This window comes from Akkermansia sp. AE01SA01 (assembly GCF_036417395.1).
In the GTDB taxonomy this organism is placed as follows: Bacteria; Verrucomicrobiota; Verrucomicrobiia; order Verrucomicrobiales; family Akkermansiaceae; genus Akkermansia.
This window is the reverse complement of sequence record NZ_CP143890.1, coordinates 3,053,586-3,071,212: the sequence shown is the minus strand read 5'-3', so window position 1 is coordinate 3,071,212 and position 17,627 is coordinate 3,053,586. Positions and strand designations below refer to the sequence as shown.

The 17,627-nt window shown below is 56.5% G+C and carries 12 protein-coding genes and 1 riboswitch; of the genes, 5 read left to right on the top strand and 7 right to left on the bottom strand.

Features of this window, described 5'->3' with window-relative positions; all coding sequences use genetic code 11:
• Positions 1 to 32 precede the first annotated feature (32 nt).
• A complete protein-coding gene (locus tag V3C19_RS12465) occupies positions 33 to 2,129 on the bottom strand; it encodes a ribonucleoside triphosphate reductase (RefSeq protein WP_130084172.1) in 2,097 nt (698 codons plus the stop codon).
• A gap of 149 nt (positions 2,130 to 2,278) precedes the next feature.
• A riboswitch (cobalamin riboswitch) is annotated at positions 2,279 to 2,463 on the bottom strand.
• Between the two features lie 432 nt (positions 2,464 to 2,895).
• On the opposite strand from V3C19_RS12465, the gene V3C19_RS12460 reads away from it, so the two are divergent.
• A complete protein-coding gene (locus V3C19_RS12460) occupies positions 2,896 to 5,067 on the top strand; it encodes a glycoside hydrolase family 88 protein (protein ID WP_295934673.1) in 2,172 nt (723 codons plus the stop codon).
• 43 nt (positions 5,068 to 5,110) lie between these two features.
• Here the strand turns inward: V3C19_RS12460 and V3C19_RS12455 are convergent, their stop codons facing one another.
• From V3C19_RS12455 to V3C19_RS12445, 3 genes are all read right to left on the bottom strand, one after another.
• Positions 5,111 to 6,835, bottom strand: coding sequence for a phosphoethanolamine transferase (locus V3C19_RS12455; RefSeq protein WP_295934671.1), 1,725 nt, complete (start codon positions 6,833 to 6,835; stop codon positions 5,111 to 5,113).
• Between the two features lie 113 nt (positions 6,836 to 6,948).
• On the bottom strand, positions 6,949 to 7,995 hold the full coding sequence (locus V3C19_RS12450) for a hypothetical protein (protein WP_295934669.1): 1,047 nt from the start codon (positions 7,993 to 7,995) through the stop codon (positions 6,949 to 6,951).
• A 3-nt stretch (positions 7,996 to 7,998) separates the two neighbouring features.
• Positions 7,999 to 8,244: a hypothetical protein gene (locus V3C19_RS12445; protein WP_149873362.1), complete on the bottom strand. Its 246-nt coding sequence runs from the start codon at positions 8,242 to 8,244 to the stop codon at positions 7,999 to 8,001.
• A gap of 418 nt (positions 8,245 to 8,662) precedes the next feature.
• On the opposite strand from V3C19_RS12445, the gene V3C19_RS12440 reads away from it, so the two are divergent.
• Positions 8,663 to 8,989 (top strand): hypothetical protein, encoded by a 327-nt coding sequence (locus tag V3C19_RS12440; RefSeq protein WP_149873780.1) that lies wholly within the window; start codon positions 8,663 to 8,665, stop codon positions 8,987 to 8,989.
• Positions 8,990 to 9,105: 116 nt separating this feature from the next.
• On the opposite strand, the gene V3C19_RS12435 is transcribed toward V3C19_RS12440, so the two are convergent.
• The gene (locus V3C19_RS12435) at positions 9,106 to 9,654 is read right to left on the bottom strand and encodes a rubrerythrin family protein (RefSeq protein WP_130084177.1); all 549 of its coding nucleotides are present in this window, start codon (positions 9,652 to 9,654) and stop codon (positions 9,106 to 9,108) included.
• A gap of 204 nt (positions 9,655 to 9,858) precedes the next feature.
• Here V3C19_RS12435 and V3C19_RS12430 point away from each other — a divergent pair, with 204 nt between their 5' ends.
• A complete protein-coding gene (locus V3C19_RS12430; protein WP_130084178.1) occupies positions 9,859 to 10,359 on the top strand; it encodes a hypothetical protein in 501 nt (166 codons plus the stop codon).
• A 231-nt stretch (positions 10,360 to 10,590) separates the two neighbouring features.
• Here V3C19_RS12430 and V3C19_RS12425 read toward each other — a convergent pair whose 3' ends face one another.
• Together V3C19_RS12425 and V3C19_RS12420 are read right to left on the bottom strand one after the other, a co-directional pair.
• Positions 10,591 to 11,745, bottom strand: a complete 1,155-nt coding sequence (locus tag V3C19_RS12425; RefSeq protein ID WP_130084179.1) for a M42 family metallopeptidase — start codon at positions 11,743 to 11,745, stop codon at positions 10,591 to 10,593.
• An 89-nt stretch (positions 11,746 to 11,834) separates the two neighbouring features.
• Positions 11,835 to 13,484: a beta-N-acetylhexosaminidase gene (locus tag V3C19_RS12420; protein WP_295934667.1), complete on the bottom strand. Its 1,650-nt coding sequence runs from the start codon at positions 13,482 to 13,484 to the stop codon at positions 11,835 to 11,837.
• A 229-nt stretch (positions 13,485 to 13,713) separates the two neighbouring features.
• Between V3C19_RS12420 and V3C19_RS12415 the strand changes: the two genes are divergently transcribed.
• Both V3C19_RS12415 and V3C19_RS12410 read left to right on the top strand, forming a co-directional pair.
• Positions 13,714 to 16,323 (top strand): two-component regulator propeller domain-containing protein, encoded by a 2,610-nt coding sequence (locus V3C19_RS12415; RefSeq protein WP_295934665.1) that lies wholly within the window; start codon positions 13,714 to 13,716, stop codon positions 16,321 to 16,323.
• Complete coding sequence (locus tag V3C19_RS12410) at positions 16,310 to 17,626, top strand: hypothetical protein (protein WP_330937112.1); 1,317 nt, start codon at positions 16,310 to 16,312, stop codon at positions 17,624 to 17,626. Before V3C19_RS12415 ends, V3C19_RS12410 begins: the two co-directional genes overlap by 14 nt.
• Position 17,627 lies beyond the last annotated feature (1 nt).

Here is a 17,627-nt window from a genome sequence, read left to right as displayed (position 1 = left end):
GATTGAAATGAGGCGGCCGGTTGAAAAGGCGGTTATTCGTGTCTGTGAAGGCGGAGCAGCTCCTCGTCGCAGAAGGGACAGTACTGGTGCTCCCCGCGCAGATAGCCGTGTTTCTCGCAGACGGAAAAAAGCGGGGTGACGGTCAGGTACGGCATGCGGAAACGGGTCAGCACTTTGCGGACGATGTCCCGGCAGGCTTCCGGAGAACTGATGGCTTCATTCATGTACATGTGAAAGACGGTTCCGCCGGTGTAGCAGCACTGGAGTTCGTCCTGGAGCTGGAGTGCCCGGAACAAGTCGCTCGTATGGCCCACGGGGAGCTGGGAACTGTTGGTGTAATAGCGCTGGCCCACGGGGCCCGCCTGGATGATGTCCGGGTAGCGTTTCTGGTCCTCCCGGGCGAAGCGGTGCGTGGTGCCTTCCGCGGGCGTGGCTTCCAGGTTGTAGAGGTTGCCCGTTTCCTCCTGGTATTCCTGCATGCGGAGGCGGATGAACTCCAGGATTTCTTCCGCGAACTTTCTGCCTTCTTCCGTGGTGATATCCATGGTGTCATTGGAGAAGTTGCGCAGCAGTTCGTTCATGCCGTTGACGCCGATGGTGGAAAAGTGGTTGCGGAAGGTGGGCAGGTAGCGCCTGGTGTAGGGGTACAGGCCGCGGTCATACATTTCCTGAACGAAAGCACGCTTTTTTTCCAGGCAGGATTTGGCCAGGTCCAGCAGTTCCCCCAGCCGTGCGAACAGAGCTTCCCGGTTCTGTTTGAAAAGGTAGCCCAGGCGCGCCAGGTTGATGGTCACCACTCCGATGGAACCGGTCATTTCCGCGGAGCCGAACAGGCCGCCGCCGCGCTTGAGCAGTTCCCGCAGGTCCAGCTGGAGGCGGCAGCACATGGAACGCACGGCGTCCGGCTTGTAGGCCCGTTCGTCAGGCACGCGTTCCCCGTTTTCATTGACAGTGTACTGGCTGCCGATGAAGTTCTGGAAGTAGGAGGAGCCTATCTTGGCAGCATTTTCAAACAGGAGCGGGACGTTTTCCCCTTCCCAGTCGAAGTCTTCCGTGATGTTGACCGTGGGAATGGGGAACGTGAAGGGCTGCCCCGTGCTGTCGCCTTCCGTGAGCACTTCATAGAAGGCCTTGTTGATCAGGTTCATTTCCTTCTGGAAGTGCTTGTAGGTCAATTCAGTCAGACTGTTCACCCCGCGTTCCTTCGCCAGGAGGAGCAGGGCGGGGTCTTCCACTCCTTCAAACAGGTGTTCTCCGCCACTGAAAGGGGCCTGGTCCTGAAGGTCGCGCGGAACAGTCCAGTCGATCGTTACGTTGGTGAAGGGGGACTGCCCCCAGCGGGAAGGCACATTCAGGTTGTACACGAAGCTGCGGATGTCCTTCTTGATGCGGGTGAAGTCCGCCTGGTCCTTGAAAACGTAAGGGGCCAGGAAAGTATCAAAGGAGCTGAACGCCTGGGCTCCGGCCCATTCGCTCTGCAGAATGCCCAGGAAATTGGCCATCTGGCCCAGGGCTTCCCGGAAGTGGCGGGGAGGCCGGCTGTTTACGCGGCTGCGCACGCCGTTGAACCCTTCATTCAGAAGGTTGCGCAGGCTCCAGCCCGCGCAGTAGCCCGTCAGGCAGTCCAGGTCGTGAATGTGGTAGTCCCCTTCCCGATGGGCGGTGCCTTCCCGTGCGGAATAGACTTGGTCCAGCCAATAGTTGGCGATCACCTTGCCAGCGGTGTTGTTGATCAGCCCGGCATTGGAATATGTGGTGTTGGAGTTGGCGGCGATGCGCCAGTCGCTCTGGCCGATGTATTCCTCCACCGTCAGCTTGCAGTCCACATACGTATTGCCGGAATACAGGCCGGCAATCTGTTCGCGCTGCATCTTGTGCAGGAAGCGGTAGGTGATGAAAGCCTTGGCGGTTTCAAAATATCCGCAGCGGAACAGAGCCCGTTCAATCAGGTCCTGGATTTCCTCCACGGTTGCGTTGTCCTGGTGGCCCAGCTTGGCCTCCACCTCTTCATAAATGGCGCGGTTGTAAACAGTGCCGGAACTGTGGAACGCCTTTTTAATGGCTTCCTCGATCTTGTAGCCCTGATATGGTTCCTTCTTTCCGGAACGTTTGATGATGCTTGTCGCCATGGTGATGTCTCGCTTGAAAGGATGATGACCGCTCATCCGCGAGCCTGGCACAAGCCTGGAAAATCATAAGCAGGGGAAGCCGCGTGCAGCCCGTCTGGAAAGCGGTACACGAGGAAACCTGTGCGTATGTTCATCCTGTCCGCGGGATGGGAGATACGGCAGCATCAGGTCGTCTTCTGGCTCCCGGTGCGACATGTGATGGAGACTTCCCGATTAACTGGCAATCAGTGTCCGGTCCATCGTCTACCGGTTACAGCGGCGCGTCCGCGACGGATTTTCACCGTCTTCCGTTACCTGCGCTGAAATGCAATGAACCATAGAACATATGGGGCTGCAAGGAAAATGTGCAAATAATGTATTAAATATTTTTTATTATACAACATATTGTATAATATTGGAAGCGGATGATTGAAAATACAGCATCCGCCTTCGTCATGACACCATATGTGCCCGGAAGGGCTTCCCTGAGGACGGCATGAGAAAATGGATCAAAAATTACGGGTTCTTTGTTTTACTTTTGTCTTGCCTGATCCGTCCGGGTTATGCATATCAACTGATTGGACGGCGCCATCAAACTTCTGCGTTTATCATTCAAACGCTATCATTAAAGGGGTAAAACGATTCTGCGGGATTATTTCATATAATTCCGAAAAATGATTAAGGAAGAAATTTTAAAACTGGTTTGTTTGTATATATGAGTATGCAAGGATTTTCTTTCTCATTCAACAGGCTGCAACAAAGCATACTGGTTCTGTTTCTGTTCTTTTTGTCCGTATTCAGAGTTGCTTCCGGCGCTCCTGCGGACTGGAAGGAAAAAACCATCAAGGAAAATCTTGAACTTGTAGCAGCCTGGCAGATAGCCCATCCTGTCAAGCGTTCCCATTTGCATTGGACCTATGGGGCATTTTATTCCGGCCTGATGCAGTATGCCCTGGCCAATCCGCAGAGCATGAAGCTTCAAACCGTGAGGACGGTCGGGGAAGGCAGCCAATGGGGCATTCTGAAACGGCCTTACCATGCGGATGACCATGCGATCGGCCATGCCTGGATGGAAATGGCCATGGAGGATGAAAACCCCGCCGCCGCCGAAAAGATCCGGGCCGTTCTGGACAAGGTGATGGCCCGGCCCTCTTCCGCTTCCCTTGAATTCCAGACGCCCGGATGCCAGGACCGCTGGTGCTGGTCGGACGCCCTGTTCATGGCGCCCCCCGTATTCGCGAAGCTGGCGGCCTATACCGGGGACCGCCGGTATCTGGAGTTCATGGACCGGGAATACAAGGCCGCATACGATTATTTGTTCGATAAGAAGGAAGGCCTGTTTTACCGGGATTCCCGCTACTTCACCATTCCGGCGGCCAACGGGAAAAAGATGTTCTGGAGCCGCGGAAACGGCTGGGTAATTGCCGGACTGCCGATGATTCTGCAGGACATGCCGCAGGACTGGCCCACACGTCACTTTTACGTGGACCTGCTCAAGCGCATGGCGGCGGCATTGAAGAAATGCCAGTCTCCCGACGGCTCCTGGCACGCCAGCCTGATGGACCCCGCCGAACCGCCCTTGAAGGAAATGAGCGGCACCCTTTTTATCATGTACGGGATGATGTGGGGCGTGAACCAGGGTTATCTGGATGAAAAGGAATATTTGCCCGTTATCCGGAAGGCATGGCAGGCGGCCTGCGGCGCCGTGAATGCGGAGGGAGCGCTGGGCTGGGTGCAGCCGATCGCGGACAAGCCGGGTCATTATTCCGGGAATGATACGGAAGTGTACGGTTCCGGAGCCTATCTGCTGGCCGGCTGCGAACTGCGCAAATGGGTGATTCGTCAAGATCATCCGCGTCGGAAAACCGTTTCCGTCACCAATCCCTTAAATGTTTTCCGACCCCGGGAAACGGTGTCCGTTCCGTGGAATCCCGGAAAAGGGCGGGATTCTTCCCGGCTGCGCGTGTTTGATGTGCGCAACGGCTGCGTGATCGTTCACCAGCTGGCGGATACCGACGGAGACGGCAGGATGGACACCCTGCTGTTCCAGAGCAATTTCCGCGCGGGAGCGTCCCGCGATTTCTGGATTCTGGAGAATTCCTCCCTGGATGCCGCTCCTGTGGAAGGGGTGTGCTTCAGTCGTCATGTGCCGGAGCGGCTGGACGATTTTGCGTGGGAAAACGACCGTACGGCCCACCGTATTTACGGTCCGGCAGTTTCCAGGCCTGCGCCGGAGGGGGAGGGGCTTGTTTCCAGCGGAACGGACGTATGGAGCAAGAAGGCAGGGGTGCCTGTAATTAATGAATTTTACAAGAAGGGAGATTATCACCGTGACCACGGCAACGGACTGGACATGTACAATGTGGGGCCCGGACGCGGATGCGGCGGCATTGCCGTATTCAGAGACGGGAAAGCCCATGTTTCCGGCAACTGGGCCAGGGTACGGACCCTGTACAACGGACCTGTTCAGACCGCTTTTGAAGTAAGTTACGCGCCGTGGAACGTGGGAGGAGGAATGAAGGCTGCCGAGACCAGGAAGGTGACTCTGGATGCCGGAAGCCATTTCACAAGGGTAAGAAGTTCCGTGACTCTGAACAGGGGCAATTCTTCGGAAATCCGAGTCGGTGCTGGCATGGATACCGGGAAGAAAAGGAACAGTTATGAAGTTGTCACGGCGGACCGTGAAGCCGGAATCATGGCCGCATGGAGCAGGCCCAAGGAGGATAACGGCTGTTTCGGAACCGCTGTTATGGTGCCGTGGGCGCCGGATGGCGCCGCGGAGGATGGAGAGGGATGCTCCTACTGGACCCGCTCCATGAAAAGCGGGAATTCCTTTGACTGGTACATGGGGGCGGTATGGAGCAAGGCTTCTCCCGTCAAGTCCGCTGAACAATGGGAAAAAGAGGTGCGCCGCGTCCGCGATTGCATCCGGACTCCGCTCCAGGTAAAAGTGCGTTGAGTTCCGGCGGCGGCCGTTTTATCGCAGAATGTCGTGGTTTCCTTCACAGGCTGGCTGCCGTGGCCGTTGCGAACGGCTGCCAGTCCGCCAGCACTTCCGGCTGGATGGGAACGGCGGTTTCTTTTGCCTGCGGGGCGGCCAGGTTCAATTCCGGCCGCACGGTCTCTGAGCGGATGGCCGCCAGGGACAGGAGGGTATGGAAAATATGGTCGTGTGAAACGGCTTTCAGGCGGTTGGCCTTCAGGGCGCGCACCATGTCCGGGTAACGCGCGGCGAAAGCGTCCGAATACCAGACGAACATGGCAGGGCGGTAAACACAGGGGAGCGTGTGGCCCTGGAACATTTTTCCTTTTTCTCCCAGGGCCACGCCGTGGTCGGAACAGTAGAAATAAATAGCGGGCCGGTCTTTCAGCCGGCTGATCATGCGGTGCACGGAGGCGTCAAGGTCCACGATGGAATTGTCGTAGGCATTGATCGTTTCATCCAGATGCGCCTTGGGGTCGTCCATGTTGCAGCGGGCCGGAGTGAAACGGGCGGCTTTTTCCGGATAGGAAAACGCCATGTGGCTGCCCTCGTTGTAAATGACGTACAGTTGTCTGGCGTTCCCGTACTCTCCCAGACATCCCTCCATTACCAGGGAAGTGCGCTCCTGCATCATGTCCGGTGTCCGGTGAAGCGGCGGCGTTTGTTTCTGCACCCGGCAGTTCCGGGTCAGGATGCCCAGGGAATAGTTGTGCACGGAATCCCCGTTCAGGTCCATGATGCGGATGGATTTGAAGCCGTGCTTGTTGAAAAGGTCAATAAAGGAGGAATGGCCGGGCTGGCGCCGCTCCAGTTCCGCATCCGTAAACATGCCGATGGCGGAAATGCGCGTAACGATGCCGAAGGAGGTAGCGTGGGGGAAGGAAACGACATTGGGCTCACGGGAGAGCAGAGGCATTGTATTGCGGTGGTAGCCGTTGAGAGGGAGATGGTCGGCCCGGACGCTCTCGCCCATGTGGAAGACGACGACCAGGTTGTCCGGCGCATCGCAATGGGAAAGCGGCTCCGCGCAGGAGGGAAGCTCCTGGAGCAGGTTGAACTGCCTGGCGTCATTTGCAACGTACTCGTTGACCAGCTTGTGAGCCATTACAAAATCCACCAGCGGCCAGCCCTTCGCCTTGTCGGAAGTATAATAGAGGTAAAGGGGTTCCGCACTGCAGGAAACGGCCGGGATGCTCAAAAGAAGGGAAACGCCGTAAAGGCTCCAGATGCAGGCAAGGGCGGCCCATGTGGCCGTCTGGTGAAGGGAACGGCGGCTCCAGTAGATGGCCAGGTAGATAAAGCCGGCCAGCAGCAGCGTTCCCGCTATGGAGCCGGCCGTGCAGAAGGCGCAGGCTTCCTGGAAATTGGTTTCTGCGATGCTGGCCAGGACGGAGAGGCTCAGGGTCACTCCGTACCGCATTTGCATCATGTACAGGCCCGCATTGAACAGGATGACGGCCGGAAGAACGGCGTAAGCCGTGAAGCGGTATTTCAGGCAGAGCAGGATGACGCCGCAGAGCAGGCTGGCGGAGCAGACAATCCCCATGCAGCTCATCAGCACGCTTTGACCGTCATTGAGTACATATGGATTGACCACCAGTGCCGCTACGAGGCTGGCCGCCCACAGGCAGCGCATGCGGCGGGGTACGAACGCGGCACGCAAAGCCTGCAAAACCGCCGTCCATACGTGTTGTTTTGCAAGGTGCCGTGCCGGAGAGTCGGTAGTTGTCCGGGGTATTGCCATCAGATGAACGGGGCGGGGTTCCTTCCGCCCCGGAAAGAAGCTATTGTAAGGCCTCGGAAACGAGGCTCAAGCAGAATTATGCCGGAATGAATTTCATGGCGGCGAGGGTTTATCTAATTGAAGTATTCGTCAAAGGTGGAAAAATTGAAAAATACATTTCCTGACGTTTCTATGAGCAATAGTTTATCCCATTCGTCATCTATTTCCTGGTTTTCCCGACGTTTCAAATAAAAAAGTTCCTGCAGACGCACCCGGTTGGAGGAGAGTGATTGAAGCAGTTTTTTGGCTTCCCCGGCATTGCCGGAAAGAGGGTCCATGGGGATTGCCTGGTTCAAAGCCTGCCGGGCTTTGTCCCACTCTCCTTGTTCCGCAAAAAAACGGCCTTTGAGCAACAGCAGCAACTGACGGGATGCATAAGAGGTGTATTTGGAGAAAGATTTTTCCAGACGTTGAAGGGCTAGTGACGGATTATTTTTATAAGTGTCGTCCAATTTGAAAATCTCTGCCCCCATGCGGATATTGTCCCAGGCATGCGTACGCAGGTAACGGGACATTTTGGAATGGGGAGAAATGGAAATAATTCGGGCCTGCACTTTTTCCACTGGCTCTTGTAGAAATGAATCCAGGAAGGAGGGGTCCTTTTTCAGGGGGTGGATGTATGGTTCCACAGCCAGGTAAGATTCCAGGAACTGCTTTACGACAGGAGAGGCATTGAGCCGTGTTTGATAAGGCTGGAGGAATGATTGCAGCTGTTCCATGTTTTCTGCGTTGGAGATGATTTTGAGAAGTTCACTCAAAAGCTGGTTCATCTGCTCAATACGGCGAGCGCGTTTTTTTAATCCGCTGGAATCTTCGCCGTCGTTTTTCAGCGTTTTTTCCATCCAGTTGCGGTAGGAAGCATGGAATTGTTCTATTCCGTCAGGCATCGACAGGAACAATTGTCCGATGAGGCGGAAATCCGGATTTTTGCCGGGCTGCCTGTCCAGGGATTGAAGAATTTTCTGTATGACGGGTTTGCGCTCGGCCGCAATAACCAATTCTTCCAGGACCCAGTCCATTCCCATGGTCCATTCACCGGAGAAACTGTAGTAGGGGCGGCTGGAGGCATCACAAAAAACGATGGCGGTGGACGGAGAATCCTCCGGGTCGGACAGGGGCATTTGCTACTTCACCAGAATGTAGTTGCGGCGTGCGGCATTTGTGAAGTGAATGGAATGGAATAAGGGCTCCGGATTTTCGTCACTGAACAGGGGGTATTCCCCGATTTTGTAAAGCACCAGGATATCCTTGCCATCATTTTGCGCAGCTTGTTTGGCCTTTTCCATGTCCTGCAGCCAAGTTTCATCCGAGGCGGCGGCAGTACACAGCCACAGACAGCAAACGGTCAGTATAAGGAAGATTTTTTTCATTATTGGAATTAGTTGATCTCCAACCATTAGCACTGCTTTTTCATTTCTGCAAGCCCATCTTTAATGGAGATGATGACCGCTGTATCTGTCAGGACGCCTGGTACACATGGGGAAAGGGAGGTAAACAGGTTTTACCGGATTTGCCTGCAAGTGGAGTTTCATGGAAGAGGGCGCGGCTGTGGCTGCACAGGAGCAAATTTCCGGCTACCGGCATTATTTACCCGGAATTCCGTAAACCGGATGATGTTGGAATTTTTTACCTGAGATTCTTTGGCAATGATTGACAATCAGCTGCGGCAAGGTATATAGGAGACATATGGAAACTCAAAACCAACCTGTTGCCTGTCAATGTTCTGGAGTCCTTAAAGGTATTACGGTCGCTTGTGCCGTGCTGGCCGTGGTGCTTCCATGGTTCGGCATGATGGCGGCCCTTATCGGTATTCTGCTTGCGGTCGTGTCCATCGTATGCGCCATTGTGGCCGTATGTAAAAAGGCCACCATGTTCGGCATCATCATGATCGTCGTGGGCATGATTGCCGGCGGCATAGCTACGGGTGGGTATTTGTTCTCCGTAGCCAAGGATTTGAATCTCGTTGATCAAGGCAAGATTCAGGTAGAGTTTGCAAAGAAAATCGAGGCTGCCCAGAAGGCCGGCGACCTGAAGAAGGTGGAGGAGCTGAAGAAGGAGCAGCAGGAGGCACTGGAACAATATTCGCAGAATCTGCAGAAAAAGTTCGCTAAATAGAAACTCTTGCTCTTTTCCGGCCCGCGTGTATTGCGGAAGCCGGTGTAAAAAACCGCCCGGGAATAACCCGGGCGGTTTTGCAATGTCATGGAAGGTCTCCGGTGCTCAAGCGGAGTTTATCCAATGACGAGGAATTTTTCAGCCTTGGTGCCGCAGAGGGGGCAGGCTTCCACACCTTCCAGAGATTTGAAGGTGTCCCCGCACACAAGGCAGATCCAGTATTGTCCGGGCAGGGCGCTGGTGTCTCCGTTTTCCAGGGCCTGGAGGGCGGCGGCGTAAAATTCGGCATGTTCCTTTTCCGCTTCCGTGGCCCAGGTGAAGGAACGGACGGCGGCCTTCTGCCCTTCTTCCTCCGCTGCGGCGATGAATTCCGGATACATGCTTTCAAATTCATGGGTTTCCCCGGCAATGGCGGCTTTCAGGTTTTCCGCCGTAGTGCCCACATGAATCTGGATGTCAAAGGGGTCCATGCTGGCTCCGAGTTTTTCCAGTACCTTGTTGTGGTTGGCGGCATGGACGGATTCAGCCTTGGAAGCGGCTTCAAACAGTTTCTGGATGAGAGGCTGCCCTTCCTGGGCAGCTTTGGCTGCATAGGCCGCATAAGTGGCGGAGGCGGTGCTTTCGCCAATAATGGCGGCTTTCAGATTTTCTATGGTCTTGGTCATCGGAATTAAATTTATAATAATTCTAAAAAGATGCAACTGAAAAAGTCCGGAAGCTTGAAAAAATGGCAAAACACGTTTTCTGCGGCATCAGAGGGAGCCGTAACACAATGAGGCATTGACGCAGACATGGAGAGCCTGTACAAGGAGAACGCTATGAAGAGCATTGTAACAATTAGTTCAGCATGTGCCCTGGCATTTGCAGGTATGGCTTCCGCCCAGGATGCCCCGGCTCCGGCCCCCGCGCCGGCTGCTGAAACGCCTGCGGAGCCGGCTGCACCGGCCGCTGAAGTTTCCAAGGAAGCGAAGGAAGCCGCAGACCAGATGCTGGCATTGATGAAGGAAATGTCCGCTACGCTCAGCACGGTAAAGGACAAGGCCACCGCAGATGCGGCCGCCGAAAAGATGGCGAAGATCAATGAAAAGGGCGAGGCCCTTTCCAAGGACGCCCAGAAATTGGCGGACCAGGTGGACGCCGCCATGCAAGCCCGCCAAGCTGAACTTCTGCCCATTTTCATGGGCATGATGACTGACATGCAGCGCTTGCAGCAGGCCGATTTCTTCGGCAGCCAGGCTCTGAAGGACGCCATGAAAAAGACCGGCGCTTCCGGCCCGGAAGAAGGCGTTGAAGTAGAGGAAGAAGAAGTGGAAGTGGATGCCGCTCCGGCTCCGGCTCCTACTCCTGCACCGGCTCCCGCCGCCAAGTAATTTTCCTTTTCTCATTGATTCGCTCCCGGTGTCTTTAGGATGCCGGGAGATTTTTTTGCCGGTTGCGGCATGCCGCCGAAGGGGAAGGGAAATGCCAGACCCGGTTTATGGAGACATGGCCCTGCCGGTCATGCACGTTTTCCGGAATGATGCGGACAAGCTTTCCCATGAAACAGGCCGCATCCGTTCCCGGGTGCGGCCTGCTGTTCAGGGATGTATCAAAGACTGGCTTTACTTGGCCTTCTTTTTCTTGGCGGCGGCTTTGTCGGTCTTGGCAGCGGCCTTGGATGCCTTGGCCGGTTTGCCGCAGACGCTCTGGCATTGATTGACGGAATTCCAGGACCAGTCCCATTTGTCTACATTCATGGCGCAGGCGGCCAGCAGGTCCACGGCCGCATCCAGATCGCTCTTGCTGGCCATTTCAATGACCTGGTGGACGTTGCGCGTGGGAACGGAGATGGCGCCGGCGATGGAGCCGCCGGGCACGAATTTCTGCATGGCTCCGGCGTCCGTTCCGCCTGCGGGCAGCATTTCCACCTGCCATTTGATCTTGTTGGCTTCCGCGGTGGCTTTCATGAACTGAACCATGCGGCGGTCCGCGATGATGGAGCCGTCATAGAGCTTGATGGCCGCGCCTTCGCCCAGGCGGGAGACCTGGTCGTGCGCCGGGGTGCCGGGAATGTCGCAGGCGATGGTGACGTCCAGCGCGATGGAGAAGTCCGGCAGAATATCCAGCGTGCCGGCCTGCGCGCCTCTCAGGCCCACTTCCTCCTGCACGGTGAATGCGGCCACGAAGTTGCAGGAGGGTTTCTTTTTGGAAGCCTTGATGGCGCGGAGGGCTTCAATGAGTACGTAGCATCCGGCGCGGTTGTCCAGGGATTTGACGTTCACGCAGTCGCCCATTTCCACCAGATCCCGTTCGCGGGTGACGGAGTCGCCCACGGAGACGTATTTTTCCACTTCCTCCTTGCTCATGCCCAGGTCGATGAAAAAGTCGGTCACTTCCGGAAGCTTGGTGCGTTCCGCGGGGGACATCACATGGATGGGCTTGACGCCCATGACGCCGATGAGGTCCTTTTTCCCGTGTACGATCACGCGCTGGGCGGTCAGCGTCTTGGCGTCAAATCCGCCCAGGGGCAGGAATTTGATGAACCCCTTGTCGTCAATGTGGCGGACCATGAAGCCGATTTCGTCCATGTGGGCGGCGGCCATCATGGTTTTTTCCGTATCCTTGCCTTCCACAATGGCGATCACGCTGCCCATGTTGTCCACGCGTATGGCGTCTACGAGGGGCGCCACTTCCTGAATGATGAAGTCGCGGATTTTGTCTTCAAACCCCGGAGCGCCCGGAGTTGCGCAAACCTGACGAAGCAGTTCCAAATTCATAATGCCGCCAATGTAATGGTTTTCCTGGGACTTGGCTAGTCCATAATGCGGCCTCGGGGAGGGCCGCACGGCATGGTTTCCTCCCGGATTCAGCGGAGTTCCCGGGTGATGACGGCATCCGGGCGTGCGGGAGCGCCGTTGTCCGGCCTCTTGTAGTTCACGCCGCGGGCGTCCAGGAACGGGAGCTGGCGTTCCAGCCGCAGCCGGAAGTCCTGCTCGTTCTTCAATTCGCGCGGCGTCCAGGCTACTTCCGCCAGCGCCAGAGCGCGGGGAAAAACCTGGTATTCCCACTTCGGCAGGTTGGGTATGTATTCCGCCCAGACGTTGGCCTGGCAGCCCAGGACCTGTTTTTCCCGGGCTTTCGGCGTCCCCGGCGGGACGGGTTCCAGGGAGTACACGTGCTGCCAGGTGAGAGAGTCGTTGTTGATGGTTTCGTATTCCGCGGCGGCGGGTTTTCCGGGTCCCTGGTCATAGTCAAAGTACAGGTGGCTGTTGGGCGTCATCACGATGTCGTTGCCCTGTTCCAGGGCATGCCTGGCGCTGTCCGGCATCCAGCTCCGCCAGACCATCATGGTGGCGGTCGGGGAAAGCCCCCCTTCCTGGATTTCATCCCAGCCGATCAGCCTTTTGCCGTGGGCGTTGATCATTTTTTCCACCCTTCTGACGAAGTAGCTCTGGAGTTCGTGCTCATTTTTCAGGCCCTTGTCTTTCATGACCTGCTGTGCCGCGGGAGACTGCTTCCACTGGTCCTTGGGGGCTTCGTCTCCGCCGATGTGGATGTACGGGCTGTCCGGGAACAGGCGGCACACTTCGTCAATGACGTCTTCCAGAAAGCGGAAGGTTTTTTCCGTAGGGGCGAACGTGTAGGGGTGGACTCCCCAGGTTTCCTGCACCTTCGGGGCGTAATTCGGAATGTCTGCGTTTCCCAGCTCCGGATAGGCGGCGATGGCTGCGGCTGCATGCCCCGGCAGTTCCACTTCCGGAATAACGGTGATGCCCCGGTTCTTCGCATACTGGACTACCTCCCTGATTTCCTCCGCCGTGTAATGGCCGGAATAGGGCTTGCCGTCCGGCTTGCTGCGGCTGCCGATTATGGGGGATTGCGCACGGGTTCCTCCTGTTTCCGTGAGCCTGGGGTATTTGGCAACGGGAAGCCTCCATCCCTGGTCGTCCGTCAGGTGCCAGTGCAGGATGTTGAATTTGTACCTGGACATCAGGTCCAGCACTTTCTTGATGTCCCGCACGGGCATCATGTGGCGGCAGCTGTCCATCATGATGCCGCGCCAGGAGAAGCGGGGCTGGTCCCTTACCTCCAGCGCGGCCAGTGCGGGAGCGCCGACGCCGTCCGTGACGATGTCCTGCATGAGGCTTTGCAGAGCATGGAGCCCGCCGTTGGCCGCGCCGCAGGCAATGGAAATGGAATCCGGGGTGACGGTCAGGCGGTAGCCTTCCCCTCCCAGGGATTTGTCTTCCGTAAAGGAAATGTCGGCGTCCTGTTCCACCATCGCCGTTTTGACGCCGTTTTCCCGGAAAAGCCGCTCCGCCTGTACGGAAAGGGGATGGCCCTCCGGCAGTTTTACGCCGCCTTTCAGTGAAAAACCGGGTTGTCCGGCCTGGAATTCCAGCGCAGCGGGCCGTGGAATGATGGCGGGAACCTCCTGGACGGGGGCGGAAGGGGCTCCCCAGCAGAAAGGGGCGAGGATAAAAGCTGTTGCCGCAGGAAAGGGGATGGAAGTCATGACAAGAAGGAATACGGGCGGTGCCTGCAAAAAATTCCGTTCTGCATTTTTATTTATTTTTGTTTCCGGCGCGGCAGGTTGGATTTTCCCCTTCAACGGGGCATCCTGGAGCATTTCCCGGCTATTTGAAAACCGGAGGATGGATCACAATTTTATAACAATTATTTTTCAATTGACGAAATGTCTCCTTTATTATTCCATCAGAATAATTCCTCTATCTTTCTTTCCTATGTTTTCTCTTTCAGTGACCTGTACCTGGCGCGCCCTGATCCGTTTGTCTGTCTGCCTGTTCGCGGGCGCCCTGACCCTGACGGCGGTACATGGCGCCCCCAAAAGCTCCGGAGCTCCACAGCAGGCTTCCTCTTCCATTCCCCGGTGTCCTGCCTCCTTCCTGATGGATGCCGTTGTCGACCGCCAGGGCGCCCTCTGGGTCGCTTCCGAGAATCAGGGGCTCTGGAGGCTTATTCCGGGAGGCTCCTGGCAGCAGATGAACAAGACTCCCGGTTTTCCCGGTGATTCCCCCAACATTTACGCGCTGGCCGTAGATGGCCAGGGACGCATTTGGGCCGGCACCGCGCATGAAGGGGTGGCCGTATGGAACGGACGGGAATGGAAGGTCTATAACCGGCTCAACGGCCTCGCCGGAGACCGCGTTTTCGATATCCAGGTCAGTCCGGAGACGGGGGATGTGGCCGTGGCTACTTCCGGAGGACTGAGCATCTACAGCCCGGCGGAAAAAAATTGGACGGCCGTCAGCAGGGCCGAGGGGCTGGCGGAAAACCAGATCGAATCCCTGGCCTTCATGGCCGGTGGAGCCCTGGTGGCGGGCTACCAGTGCGGCGGAGTGGGGATTTCCACTCCGGAGAGCGGATGGAAAAAATGGAACAACACGCAGTCGCCCTGGCACTGGGATGAAGGCAGGCGCATGCACCAGCCCGGAGAAATGTACGGAACGGGACTGCCCTCCAATCTGTGCAACGCCGTGGCGGCGGCGGGAACCCGGCACGTATGGGCTGCAACCAGTTGCGGCCTGGCATGGCTGCGTGATGGCAAGTGGCTTTATACGCGCGGGAAGGATGCGGCGGCCAGGAACAAGGGTATTTACGGAGGGCTTCCCTCCGTCTTCCGCAAAACGGGGTTTCCGTCGGAAATCGGGAAGCCGGACGTTCTGCCGGAGGATTACGTGACGGCGCTGCTGCCCTGCCGCGAAGGATTGTGGGTGGGATTCCGCAAGGAGGGGGCGGCTCTGGTGGATCCCGCGGGAATGAAGGTGATAAAAAGGTCGCTGGACAGGCAGCGCAACGGCAGGGCCAAGTGGGTCAGGAGTTTTGTAGTGCTGCCCGGCGGGGATGTGTACGCCTGCACGAACGGGGGAGGGCTGCAAAAGGTGGGAGAGACGGCCAAATACCGTATCCAGGCGCCAGCCGCCTCCACGCCCCCGCATCCCCGGGAAGCGCCGGTGGAACGCATACGGAATGCGGCGGCGGTGAAGGAAGGAGGGAATTCACCCGCTACGGGAGTGATGTATGCCGGGGAGGACTGGGCCACGCGGGGGGACTGGTGCGGCCATTACGGGCAGGACCATGCTCTTCTTTGCGCCGTGAATGCCCCGCTGAACAATACCTATTTCTCCACGCGGTATCCGGACTGGCGCAAACCGGGCGTGGCTCCGCAAGGGGAAAGAATTCTGGAAGTGGACGTCAAGGGATATATGGGGCTTCACAGGAATAAAAACGATTTCCTGCGCGCCTGGTGCCACAAGCCCAGCTGGCCGGAAAACCGCAACGTACTTTATTGTCCGGAGGTGGGAACGCGGACGGAGGCGGAATGGGACGACCACGGGGAGGCCTATGCCGGTACGTTTGACGGTCCGAATGTCATCGTGGCAGTAGATATTCCGGAAGGACTGCACGAGGTGGCGCTGTATTTTTACAATCCCAACGGCCGGGAAGGAAACGCAGGCTACCGGGACTATCTGATTGAGGCCAGATCCTGGAAATCCCGGTATCCGGGCCTGGTCAATTGCCTGATTCAGGGCAACCGGATGCGGAGCCTGCAAAAAAAGGAGCCGCCCAGGGACGCCTGGTGGAAAAACTCGGACAAAAGGAAGGAGGAGGTCTTCGCCCGGCAGGCCTATCCGGTGGAGGCGCGGACGCGCGTGAAGGATATGGCCGGCAATGGGGTGTACAAAAGATTCCTCGTCAAGGGGCCGGTGGCGTGCAGCTTTACGGTGAGGCGCAATGCCTCGTTCAACACCATCGTCAACGGCATCTTTGTAACCAGGATGGACGGGAAATATCCCACACTGCCCATCCTGGCTCCGGGGGACCCTTATATTCCCTCCGTCGCGGGATTGACCATCGGAGACGATTTGCCTGCGGACCTGCTGTCTCTGTGGAGCGGGACTTCCCCGGATTTGCTGCCTTCCCCGTCCCGCTGGGACCGAGAGGAGCGGAACCGCCTGCGGGCATACCGAAGCCTGCGGGCATACGTGGAGTCCCATGCGGACAACCCGCAGTACCGGGAACTGCTGAGAGTCTGGCAATTTGTCCTGAAACTCTGGAATGAGGAATTGAGAAAGGACTTTGATGCGGCTTGTATCCGTTCCTGGGACAGATTGCAGGCACAATGCGTCATCTACCGTTCCGCGGAATGGCGTCCCCACAGTCCCCATGTGCTGCCTCTGAGCCGGGAGGAACTCTCCCGGATGGAACAACGTGACATGGACTGGAAACAATATCTGCCCGGAGCAACGCCCCCCATGACCTTGGAAGAATTGAAACGCGTGCTGAAGGAAGCCCCTCCCCAACAACAACTAGAAAACAATGATGAAGAATAACGTATTGCGCCTCTTGAGGCCCGTGCCTTTACTGACCGGCTTCTGGTGCTGCCTGCTTGCCTGCGGCTACGGCCAGGATCAGAAACCGGAAGAAGTCGACGTAGACGACGGCCGCTGGAAAAAAACGGACAATCTGACCATCACCTCGGAGAACGTGACCAAACGCGTGGAGGAACTGGAACACAGCCAGGATTCCGACCGCTTCGTCTACTTCCGCGCCACGGACAACAACAGGGAAAAATTCCGCGCCGCATGCAAATTCATTCCCGTCGTCCATCGGGAAACGAATGCGGAAGTGGAGGCCAAGCTGGTCTGGAAGATGGAGGATGATCGAGGGCAGGTTGTTCCCCAGGAAGAGGAACTGGCCTGGGAATCTCCTTATGAGGCGGATTTGCAGCAGATGGGGCCGGACAACAACCACCGTATTCTGGTGTATATGCAGGCGCGCCTTAAATATCCGGGAGAAAAGAAGGAGATGAAGATCGTGAAGGGACAATTGCGCCGGGTGTTCGTGGATGACCCCCAGTTGCAAATGCAGATCAAATCCATTTCCTTCAATACCGCCCCCGGTAAAATAGACAATGACGCGTTTGACGTGGTGGATAAAGCGAGGGGAAGAGTCATCAACAATACGCCCGAATTCAAGGATGGCGAGCCGGTGAAGGATAACACGATCGTGGTTTATCCCGTCAAATCCACCCCGGTGGTGAAAACGGAGCTTCAGTTGATTTCCCGTAAACTTTCTGCCGCCAAACTGGAAAAATACGAGTGGGGCGCCCGGGCTGAACAATTTGAAGAGGAAGACAAGGAGAATGTGCTGAAAAAGCTGAAATTGCAGGGAAAAATAGAGAAGTCGATTAAGAACGGAAAACTGTTGCTGACGGGTAATTTTGTGGCGGAAGAAGCTCTTGGAGAGAAGATGCGCAAGGGCAAAATCGACCTGGAATGGGTTCTCCGGGAAAAGGAGGAAGATATTTATTTAAAAAAGTTGTACCGCTCCACGATGCCGCGTGTCTACTTGATTTTGAGGCAGAACGAAATCGACCAGAGCGCGGCGAAGGACACCAAGATTTGGGAAAAGGGCATTGAACTGGCGGTCGATAAGCTCCTGCGTCCTACTCCCAAAGGAGATCCCCAAACATGTTCCAAGGCTGGGGAATATGCCAAGATGCTGGTGCAGGGGATTTATCAGAAGAGCTGGTATCCTGGAGTTTTTATTACAAATTACAGTCGCAAATATCCGAAAGGAAAGGGATATGTGTATGACATTCTCCTCAACAAAATGGTGAACGATTTTTTTTGAG